A 10,614-nucleotide genomic window follows, 5' to 3' on the forward strand; every position below is an offset into this window, starting at 1 on the left:
TTGTCAAGGGGGTAATTGTGTATACATTTTATTTTTTTAAAGATTGGTCTTTGGAAAAAATTAAGCGCACCAAATTGTGCGCTTTACCATTAACTATAAGCCTTTACAAACTTTTTCAATGAAATAACGGTGAATCCGCAAGTCATCGGTTAACTCCGGATGGAATGCCGAAACCAACATGTTATCCTGCCGGGCCATAACTATTTTATCATCTACTTTAGCCAGTACCTGAACGCTGGGCTTCACCTCTAATATATACGGCGCCCGGATGAAAACCGCCCGCACCGGCTCCTGACCCACTTCGGGTATTTCCAGATCTACTTCAAAACTATCCACCTGCCGGCCAAAAGCGTTTCTGGCAACTTTTATATCCATCGTTCCTATTCTCGGCTGGTTGCTGTTTTCTATTTCCTTGGCCAAAAGGATCATTCCGGCACAGGTTCCAAACACCGGAAGACCACTTAAAATTCTTTCCCGCAGGGGTTCCATTAAATTAAAGTCCCCCAAAAGCTTTCCAATGGTGGTGCTTTCGCCCCCGGGAATAATTATCCCATCAATCTGAGATAGCTGTTCAGGGCGTCTAATTCTTAACGTTTCAACCCCCAACCGGGCCAGGGTTTGCTCATGTTCACGAAAAGCCCCCTGCATTGCTATTACCCCGATTTTCATCTCCTTTTCCTCCTTCTATTAATTAGCACGTTAACAGAACCGTCCCTATAGGTTACCAGCCTCGCTCGCTCATTCTTTCGGTTTGGGAAATGGTCTTAATATCAATACCGGGCATAGCTTCCCCTAAACCTTTAGAAACTTCAGCCAATACTTTGGGGTCGTCATAATAAGTAGTAGCAGCTACGATGGCTTTTGCTCTGCCCACCGGATCTTTGGATTTAAAAATTCCCGAACCCACAAAAATACCGTCAGCACCAAGCTGCATCATTAATGCCGCATCGGCAGGAGTTGCAATACCGCCGGCAGCAAAATTTACCACCGGTAGCCGACCGTGTTCATGGACGTATAACACTAAATCATACGGAGCGCCCATTTCTTTGGCAGCAGTCATTAGCTCTTCCCTGGGCATGTTCTGAATCCGCCGGATTTCTCCCATTACCTGCCGCATATGGCGAACCGCCTCCACTACGTTGCCCGTTCCCGGTTCACCTTTGGTCCTGATCATCGCAGCCCCTTCGCCAATCCGCCGCAAAGCTTCACCTAAGTTCCGGGCTCCGCAAACAAAAGGCACTTTAAAGGCATGCTTATCGATATGGAAAAGTTCATCGGCAGGAGTTAAAACCTCACTTTCGTCAATGTAATCAACCCCGAGAGCTTCCAAAATCTGCGCTTCGACAAAATGTCCTATCCGAACTTTGGCCATTACCGGTATGGTTACTGCATCCATGATTCGCAAAATCACGTTAGGATCAGCCATCCGAGCAACTCCTCCCGCCGCCCGGATATCCGCCGGTACCCTTTCTAAAGCCATAACCGCACAGGCCCCGGCTTCTTCGGCAATTTTAGCCTGTTCGGGAGTGGTGACATCCATTATGACGCCGCCTTTTAACATTTCCGCAAGGCCCTTTTTAACCACCCATGTTCCTTTTTCACCCATTTTGTGACTCCTCCTAAACACGGTATTAATTTTTATCTTAACTTAATTTTGGTTTTTTCTGCAAGCCTCAAACTTTAATCATTTTCTTCGTCTTCCTGGGCAGCAATCTTAGCTACGGCCGTCAATTGATCATCTTTATTGAGTTTCATTAAAGTAACCCCCTGAGTTGCCCTGCCCTGGGTCGATATTTCCGCAGCTTTTACCCGAATCATTATCCCTTCCCCGGAAATAGCCATTACCTCATCTTCCGGACGTACGGCAACAATACCAACTACTTCCCCATTTTTCTGGGTTACTTTCATATTAATAATACCCTTACCACCCCGGCCCTGGACCCGGTACTCGCTAAAAGGAGTCTTTTTTCCAAAGCCCTTAGAAGTTACCGTTAGAAGTTCCGCCTGCTCGTCCACCACTTCAAGACCAATTACCTCATCCCCGGGGCTTAGGGTTATTCCTTTTACTCCGCGGGCAGTACGGCCCATGGGGCGAACATCGGTTTCCGAAAATCTTATAGCCATTCCTTTTTTTGTCCCAATAATTACTTCTTCCTGCCCGGTGGAAAGCTTAACATCAATTAACTTATCCCCTTCTTCTAACGATAAAGCAATAATTCCGTCTCTTCTGGAACTATCGTATTCGGATAAAACGGTCTTTTTCACAATACCGTTTTTCGTCACCATAAAGAGATAATGGTCATCGGTAAACTCTTTTACCGGAATAATGGCGGTAATCCTTTCGTCCTGGTCAACATAAAGTAAATTTACGATAGGAGTTCCCTTAGCCTGTCTTCCGGCTTCGGGTATCTCATGGACCTTTAAACGATACACCTTCCCTTTATTGGTAAAGAACAGTAAGTAATTATGGGTAGAAGTTACAAACAAATGCCGCACAAAGTCTTCTTCTTTGGTAGCCATGGCGGTAACCCCGCGGCCACCCCGGCGCTGGTTTTTATAGGTATCCACCGGAAGTCTCTTGATGTAACCCTGGTGGGTAATGGTAATTACCATGTCCTCTTCGGCAATTAAATCTTCCTCATCAAAGATAGATTCTTCATTGGTGATTTGCGTCCGCCGGGCATCACCGTATTTTTCCTTAATTTCTAAAAGTTCCTGACGGATTACCCCTAAAAGTACCCTCTCATCGGCTAAAATTGAGTTAAAATATTCTATCTTCTTAATTAATTCCCGGTACTCTTCATCAATTTTTTCCCGCTCTAAGGCAGTTAGTCTTTGAAGCCGCATATCGAGGATGGCCTGAGCCTGTTTTTCGGTAAGTCCAAAACGGCTCATTAATCCCTCCCGAGCGGTATCCACATCTTTGGAGCCGCGGATGATTTTTATAACCTCATCCAAGTTAGCAAGGGCAATTTTCAACCCTTCCAAAATGTGTGCCCGCTCTTCGGCTTTATTTAAGTCATACCGGGTTCGTCGCGTTACAACATCTTTTTGATGCTCCAAGTAGTAAAAAAGAATTTCCTTTAAATTTAAAATCCTGGGTTGATTGTCCACCAGCGCTAACATGATAATACCAAAGGTATCCTGGAGCTGAGTATGTTTAAAGAGCTGATTTAAAACAACCTGGGGGTTAGCATCCCGCTTTAATTCAATAACAATGCGCATACCCTTTCTGTCCGATTCATCCCGTAAATCCGCAATTCCATCGATTTTCTTATCCCGGACCAGCTCGGCAATCTTTTCAATAAGCTTGGCTTTATTAACCTGGTAGGGAAGCTCGGTAACAATGATCGCTGTTTTTCCTCCGCTTAATTTTTCAAAAGTGGTTACCGCCCGAACTTTAATCGTTCCCCTACCGGTAGTATAAGCCTGCCTAATTCCCTGCCGGCCCATAATCTTACCGCCCGTCGGAAAATCGGGACCTTTGATGATTTTCATAAGCTCCCCGATTTCCACTTCCGGGTCATCAATCATTTTCACAACCCCGTCGATTACTTCTCTTAAATTATGGGGCGGAATGTTGGTGGCCATACCCACCGCAATTCCGGAAGAACCATTGACCAAAAGATTGGGAATCCTGGACGGCAGTACTACCGGCTCCTTGGTCGAATTATCGTAGTTCGGCATAAAGTCAACGGTTTCCTTGTCAATATCCCGCAGCATCTCCACCGTTATTTTTGCCATGCGGGCCTCGGTGTAACGCATTGCCGCAGCACTATCACCGTCTACCGAACCAAAGTTACCGTGTCCATCAATTAAGGGATAGCGGGTGGAAAAATCCTGGGCCATTCGTACCATGGCATCGTAAACCGCGACGTCACCGTGAGGGTGGAATTTCCCCAAAACCTCCCCCACGATGTGCGCCGATTTACGGTGGGGTTTGTCGGGAGTCATCCCCAAAATATGCATGGCATATAAAATACGCCGGTGAACGGGCTTTAACCCATCGCGGACATCGGGTAAAGCCCGACCGACAATTACACTCATGGCATAATCCAAATAACTTGACTTCATTTCCTCTTCCAATTTAACCGGCAAGACCTTCCCAATACTAAACAAAATAAATCACCTCAAAGTTAAGAATTAAATATCCAGATTCCGGACAAGTTTGGCGTTCTTTTCAATAAATTCCCGCCGCGGTTCAACTTTATCGCCCATTAAAATGGTGAAAATCTCATCAGCTTTTGCTGCATCTTCCAGGGTAACTTTTAAAATAGTCCTTGTCTCGGGATTCATCGTAGTTTCCCAGAGCTGTTCCGGGTCCATTTCTCCAAGACCTTTGTATCTTTGAATGGTAACGCCTTCCCGGCCTATCTCGTTTAAATATCTTTCCAGTTCATCGTCACTGTACAGGTACTTTTCTAACTTCCCTTTTTTTACCTTATAAAGTGGAGGTTGGGCAATATAAACGTAACCGTTTTCTATTAACGGTCTTAAGTACCGGTAAAAAAAGGTTAAAAGAAGGGTTCTAATATGCGCCCCGTCGACATCGGCATCGGTCATGATAATTAACCGGTGGTAACGGGCTTTTTCAATATCAAAATCTTTATCAACCCCAGTACCTAATGCGGTAATCATCGCCCTTATTTCTTCATTGGCCAAAATTTTATCAAGCCTCGATTTTTCCACATTTAAAATCTTACCTCTAAGCGGCAGGATTGCCTGAAATCTTCGGTCCCTTCCCTGCTTGGCCGAACCTCCCGCTGAATCCCCCTCTACCAAATAAAGCTCGCAGAGGGAAGGATCCTTTTCCGAGCAATCGGCGAGTTTCCCGGGAAGGGTGTTGGATTCCAGGGCAGTTTTCCTGCGGGCAAGCTCCCGGGCTTTTCTTGCCGCTTCCCGGGCCCGAGCTGCCCGGATTGCATTTTCAATTAACTTCTTTCCTACTGCAGGATTTTCTTCCAGGTAAGTGGAAAGGTAATCGGAAACAATACTATCGACAATGCTGCGAACTTCCGTATTTACCAGCTTTGTTTTTGTCTGACCTTCAAATTGCGGATCCGGTACTTTTACGCTGATAATCGCCGTTAATCCTTCCCTGATGTCTTCCCCCTGGAGGGAGAGGTTGTTTTCTTTAATTAAGTTGTATTTTTTCGCATAATCGTTTATCACCCGGGTAAGGGCTGTTTTAAAGCCAATTTCGTGGGTTCCACCTTCGGTAGTGTTGATGTTGTTGGTAAAGGACAGGATATTTTCCGAAAAAGAGTTGCAGTATTGCAGGGCCACTTCCACAACTACTTCGTCTTTTTCTTTTTCAAAATAAATAATTTTGTGAAGAGGCTCTTTATTTTTATTTAAATATTTTAAGTAATCCTTTATACCGCCCGAATGCTCAAAAATTTCTTCTTTATTAATCCTCTCATCTTTTAAAATTATTTTGACGTTTTTATTTAAATAAGATAGTTCCAAAAGCCTTTTCGCTAACGTATCGTAGTTAAATTCCACCGTTTCAAAGATTTCGGCATCGGGTTTAAAAGTAATAATTGTTCCGGTAGACTTACTTTTGCCAATAATTTTCAATTCCGTAATCGGCTCGCCTCTGGAAAATTTTTGGTAATAGAGGTTACCATCTCTCTTTATCCTAACTTCAAGCCACTCGGAAAGGGCGTTTACTACCGATACCCCAACGCCGTGCAATCCTCCGGATACTTTGTATCCTCCACCACCAAATTTTCCGCCAGCGTGAAGCATGGTTAAGACAACTTCTACCGCCGGTTTCCCCACTTCCGGATGGATATCAACGGGGATGCCTCTACCGTTATCAGCTACGGTAATACTCCCGTCTTTATGAATAATAACTTCTATACGATTACAAAACCCGGCCAAAGCTTCATCGATTGAGTTATCCACTACTTCATAAACCAAGTGGTGTAAGCCCTTTTCGTTGGTGCTACCGATATACATCGCCGGTCTTTTTCTTACACCTTCTAAACCTTTTAAAACCTGAATTTCCTCGGCGCCATATTTAATTCCGTTTTTTTCTAATTCCATATAAAACCTCCATTTTTAAATATCCTCATCTTATTTATTATAACATAAAAATTAAAACTGCAGCAAAGCTGCAGTCTGGACGAAATAATGTTAACGGCAATCTTCTTCTTCGTAAAACAATTCCAGGTTTTCCCACCGTTTTTTTAAGGTAAGGGAGGAAATTTGCGTAAGAAAAATTTTATTGTTGGTTAAAACCAACGACTTAAATGGTTCTTCACCAATTTTTTCTACCGGAAGTTTAAACGAAAAATGGCTTAAAAGTCTACCATAATCCTTGGCAGAAAAGGTTTCAATATCGAAAATTCCAATAACCTCTTTCCCCGGTACCACAACATCGCTTCCCAAGTGTAAAAACATCTTATTCCTCCTAAGATACTTTTCCATTTTCGATGAAAACTACCTGATGGTAATTTTTTAAATCAATGGGTTCGGTAGCAGTTATAAATACCTGATCACTGTACTTTAAGAAAAAACCTTCAAGGGCCTCTCTTTTTTCTTTATCAAATTCACTATAAAGGTCATCTAAAAGTACTACCGGTTTTTCTCCCGAAACCTTTGCCATATATACCGCCTGAGAAAGTTTAAATAACAAAAGTGCGCCTTTTTTTTGGCCTTGAGAGCCAAATATTTTTAAATCTCTTCCGTTTACGTAAAAATTTAAATCATCCCGATGAGGTCCAAACAAAGCCTGCTTTTTGTCTTTTTCTTCGGTATATTTTTGCTTTAAAAGCTCAAAAATTTTTTCTTTATCATCTGCCCCGGAGGTTTTATAAGAAGCCTCGATTTTCCCGGGTAAAAACCTTAATTGAGCATTTAGTTCATTTATTATATCATTTAAAATCTTTAAACACTTTTCCCTTTCCTTGATAATTTCTGCACCAAACTCCGCTAACTTATAATTCCAAGCCTCAATTAAATTATCCACATTCCATACCTGTTTTAAAAGAGCATTTTTATTGGTTAAAACTTTTTGGTAATAAATTAAATTTAAAAGATATGTTTTACTAGTTTGCGCTAAAAATAAATCTAAAGCTTTTCTTCGATTTGCCGGAAATCCAAAAAAAATCACCGGCTCATCCGGGGTAAATAACACTCCCTTAAGATTTCCCAAAATACTGCTAAAGCTTTTTTGTTTTTGGCCGTTTTTTAAAAAAAACTTACCTTTTACCGAGTATTCCACCCCTAAAGTTGTTTTTTGGCCGTTTTTACTGATTTTTGCTCCTATTTGAAAGCTTTCCGCTCCAAAACGGATCAAAGAATTATCTTTTCCGCGAAAAGACTTACCGATTACCAAATAATAAATCGCTTCAATCAAGTTTGTCTTACCCTGACCGTTGGCCCCATAAATTAATATCTTCCCCGGAGAAAAATCTATTAAAAGTTCCTCGTAATTGCGAAAATTTAAAAGCTGGAGTCGGTCGACAAACACGTTACCGCTCCTCTGCTTCCACAATCAATACAGGGCCTCCGGCTATTTCCACCCGGTCACCGGGATATATTTTTTTCTTTCGCCGGGTTTCAACCACGCCATTTACCAAAACCATGCCACTTTTTATCATTTGTTTGGCTTGGCCACCGGTCATGGCGATATTTGCCCATTTTAATAAAGAGTCTAACTCAATATATTCCGTGTGGATGTAAACTTTTTCCATAACACCACCTATGAAGGTCTAACCGGGAGTACCAAACAGAGATAGTTCTCATCGTTAACCGGTTTTACCACTCCTGGATTTAGTGGCCCGGTTAGACTTAAATAAATTTCCTCCGTTTCTAAAACTTTTAAAACATCAATTAAGTACCGCGTATTAAAAGCTACGGTAAACTCTTCCCCCTCTAACGATATCGGTAATTCTTCCCGGATAGAACCGGACTCGGACTGGCTTGTAATAATCATGTTTTCCCTTTCCAAATAAAATTTGGCAACGGGAGTTTTGTCTTTATCCCGCGGAAGTAACGCTGCCCTTTCCAGCGAGTCCAAAAAATATTTTTTATTTATGAGAATGTTAGATTTAAAAGCGGTGGGTATTACCTGTTGATAATTGGGAAACTGTCCTTCAATTAAGCGGGATGTAAGTTTAATACCGTTTCCAGAAAATTCTACCTGCCCTTCGCTTATTTTTATTAACAGTTCGTCAACGGTACCAAAGATTCTTACTGCCTCGTGTAAGGTTCTGCTGGGAATGATCACATTAATATTTTTGCCGGTGTCTTCTCTTTTAATAAACGTTTTTCTAAAGGCAAGCCGGTGAGTATCACTGGCTACTAACCTAAGTTCCTGACCGACTATTTCAAATAAAACTCCGGTAAATACCGGTCTTGATTCATCGGTTCCCGTGGCAAACAGAACTTGTTTAATAAAGGTGGAAAATTCTTCCCCGCTTATATAAAAGCTTTCACCATCAATAACTTCTTCATTTTTAGGAAACTCCTCCGGCCGGTAAGTGGCAACCGATACTTCCGATGCACCGTATTTTATTACGCATTTTCCTTCATTTGGCAGGTATTCAAACATTAACTCCGTTTCCGGAAGTTTTTTAATTATATCTCCAAGGAACTTTGAAGCAAGGACCACGCTGCCTCCCTCAATTATCTTTGCCGGAAAGGAAGTCTCAACGGACATTTGTAAATCGGTGGCCGTCAGGGTAATGGTGCTATTTTGTTCGTTAGCTTCAAAAAGAATACCGGTTAAAACAGGAAATGGGCTTTTAGTGGAAACTGCTTTTTGCGCTAAAGAGATATTTTCGGAAAGAATGGAAGTTGGGCAGGTAAACTTCATTCCTTATCCTCCTTTTAAAACTGATTGTAAAGTCGTAGTAATAATCAGGTTTGTGGATATTGTGGAAAACTTAAAAAAACATCTTTAAAAATTAAACTATCCACTTGTGAATAAGCTGTTTAAAAACAAAAATTTTATACACAAAATTAAAAAAGAGAAGACGTTTTGACCTAAAGTTTAAATTTTATGTTAAAAATTATTCATCAGGCTTTGTGGATTTGTTCGGTAAGCTGCCTTATTACGGTTTTTAAGTTTGGATCTGATTGGAGGTCTTGTTGAATTTTTTCGTGCGCATGAATGACGGTGGTGTGGTCCCGGCCGCCAAATTCCTCACCGATCTTTGGCAGGGAGGCATCCGTAAGCTCCCGGCATAAGTACATAGCAACCTGACGGGGAAATGCCACCGACTTGGTTCGTTTTTTGGCTTTTAAGTCGTCTACGGTCAAGCCATAAAAGTTGGCTACCACCTGTTGAATTAAGGGAATAGTTATGGGTTTAACGTGATTTGATGGAAGTAAGTCTTTTAATGCTTTTGCTGCCAAATCGACGGTAATTGGCTCGCCGTGCAGGCCGGCATAGGCCACAACCCGAATTAAGGCTCCTTCTAATTCCCGAATATTAGAAACAATCTCATTAGCGATGAAATTTAAAACCGCATCATCTACATGAAGATTATCCAGCTGGGCTTTTTTTCGAAGAATAGCAATTCTCGTTTCCAAATCCGGAGGTTGAATATCGGTAATAAGACCCCACTCAAACCTTGATCTTAAACGATCCTCTAATGTTGAAAGTTCTTTGGGAGTACGGTCACTGGATATGACGATTTGTTTATTAGCTTCGTATAAAGCGTTGAAGGTATGGAAAAACTCTTCCTGAGTTCGTTCTTTTTTCTCTAAAAACTGTATATCATCTATTAGTAAAACGTCTATGCTCCGATATTTGTTTCTGAATTCTTCGGTTGTGTCATCCTTGATTGAGTTTATCAAATCATTGGTGAACTTTTCGGTGGTGACGTACGCTACTTTCATTTCCGGCTTATTTTTCAAAATGTAATGGCCGATAGCATGCATGAGGTGGGTTTTACCCAGGCCAACGCCACCGTAGATAAAAAGTGGATTATACGCTTCAGCGGGAGACTCGGCTACTGCAAGACAGGCGGCGTGGGCAAAACGGTTGGAGTTACCCACCACAAACGTTTCAAAGGTATACTTGGGATTTAAGGTAAAAAAGATTCCTTCCTCCAGAAATTTGCTTGGTTTTTTGGGTGAATTTTTCTTGCTTTTTGTTTTTCCTTCGCTATCCTCTATTGCCGATTCATTGGGGACGACCAGTTTAAAGTTAATGTCTTCATTGGTAATTAAGTTTAAAATATGTTTAATTAAACTGGCGTAGTGCTCTTCTAACCAATCTTTGGCAAATTTATTGGGAACCTCTACTAAAATGGTGTTTTCTAAGAATCCAAGGGGCCTGATACTTTTAATCCACATGTCCCAGCTTGGTTTGTTGACGTGATTTTTAAGTACTTCCATTACCTGTTCCCAAAGCTCTTCAACCGGATTTTTCAACATCATTACCCTCCCGAAATAAAAACGTCTATAAGGCATTAAAAACCAGGAAGGAAAAAATCCTACCTGGTTGATGTAAACATTATCCTAACAGTTTTTCCACAACTTATTCACAATTTGTGCATATCTTATTACAAAAAGTTATCCACAAGATGATTAATTCATTAAAATAATAGCATAACTAACGATAAACCTGCAATAATTATTTAAAAAGTTATTCAC

General features: G+C 41.4%; 9 protein-coding genes. All 9 read right to left on the reverse strand.

Annotated features, from left to right (window positions below):
• Positions 1-93 precede the first annotated feature (93 nt).
• Positions 94-669 (reverse strand): pyridoxal 5'-phosphate synthase glutaminase subunit PdxT, encoded by a 576-nt coding sequence (pdxT, locus tag CHY_RS12450; RefSeq protein ID WP_011345555.1) that lies wholly within the window; start codon positions 667-669, stop codon positions 94-96.
• A 52-nt stretch (positions 670-721) separates the two neighbouring features.
• A complete protein-coding gene (gene pdxS, locus CHY_RS12455) occupies positions 722-1,606 on the reverse strand; it encodes a pyridoxal 5'-phosphate synthase lyase subunit PdxS (RefSeq protein ID WP_011345556.1) in 885 nt (294 codons plus the stop codon).
• 74 nt (positions 1,607-1,680) lie between these two features.
• Positions 1,681-4,119, reverse strand: coding sequence for a DNA gyrase subunit A (gene gyrA, locus CHY_RS12460; protein ID WP_011345557.1), 2,439 nt, complete (start codon positions 4,117-4,119; stop codon positions 1,681-1,683).
• 24 nt (positions 4,120-4,143) lie between these two features.
• Positions 4,144-6,051, reverse strand: a complete 1,908-nt coding sequence (gyrB, locus tag CHY_RS12465; RefSeq protein ID WP_011345558.1) for a DNA topoisomerase (ATP-hydrolyzing) subunit B — start codon at positions 6,049-6,051, stop codon at positions 4,144-4,146.
• 90 nt (positions 6,052-6,141) lie between these two features.
• The gene (remB, locus tag CHY_RS12470; protein WP_011345559.1) at positions 6,142-6,408 is read right to left on the reverse strand and encodes an extracellular matrix regulator RemB; all 267 of its coding nucleotides are present in this window, start codon (positions 6,406-6,408) and stop codon (positions 6,142-6,144) included.
• 10 nt (positions 6,409-6,418) lie between these two features.
• Positions 6,419-7,480: a DNA replication/repair protein RecF gene (gene recF, locus CHY_RS12475; protein WP_011345560.1), complete on the reverse strand. Its 1,062-nt coding sequence runs from the start codon at positions 7,478-7,480 to the stop codon at positions 6,419-6,421.
• Position 7,481: 1 nt separating this feature from the next.
• A complete protein-coding gene (gene yaaA, locus CHY_RS12480; RefSeq protein ID WP_011345561.1) occupies positions 7,482-7,703 on the reverse strand; it encodes a S4 domain-containing protein YaaA in 222 nt (73 codons plus the stop codon).
• 8 nt (positions 7,704-7,711) lie between these two features.
• Entirely contained in the window at positions 7,712-8,827 is a 1,116-nt protein-coding gene (gene dnaN / locus CHY_RS12485) for a DNA polymerase III subunit beta (protein ID WP_011345562.1), read from the reverse strand.
• 203 nt (positions 8,828-9,030) lie between these two features.
• Complete coding sequence (gene dnaA / locus CHY_RS12490; protein WP_011345563.1) at positions 9,031-10,395, reverse strand: chromosomal replication initiator protein DnaA; 1,365 nt, start codon at positions 10,393-10,395, stop codon at positions 9,031-9,033.
• Between the last annotated feature and the right edge of the window lie 219 nt (positions 10,396-10,614).

This window comes from Carboxydothermus hydrogenoformans Z-2901 (assembly GCF_000012865.1).
Lineage (GTDB): Bacteria > Bacillota > Z-2901 > Carboxydothermales > Carboxydothermaceae > Carboxydothermus > Carboxydothermus hydrogenoformans.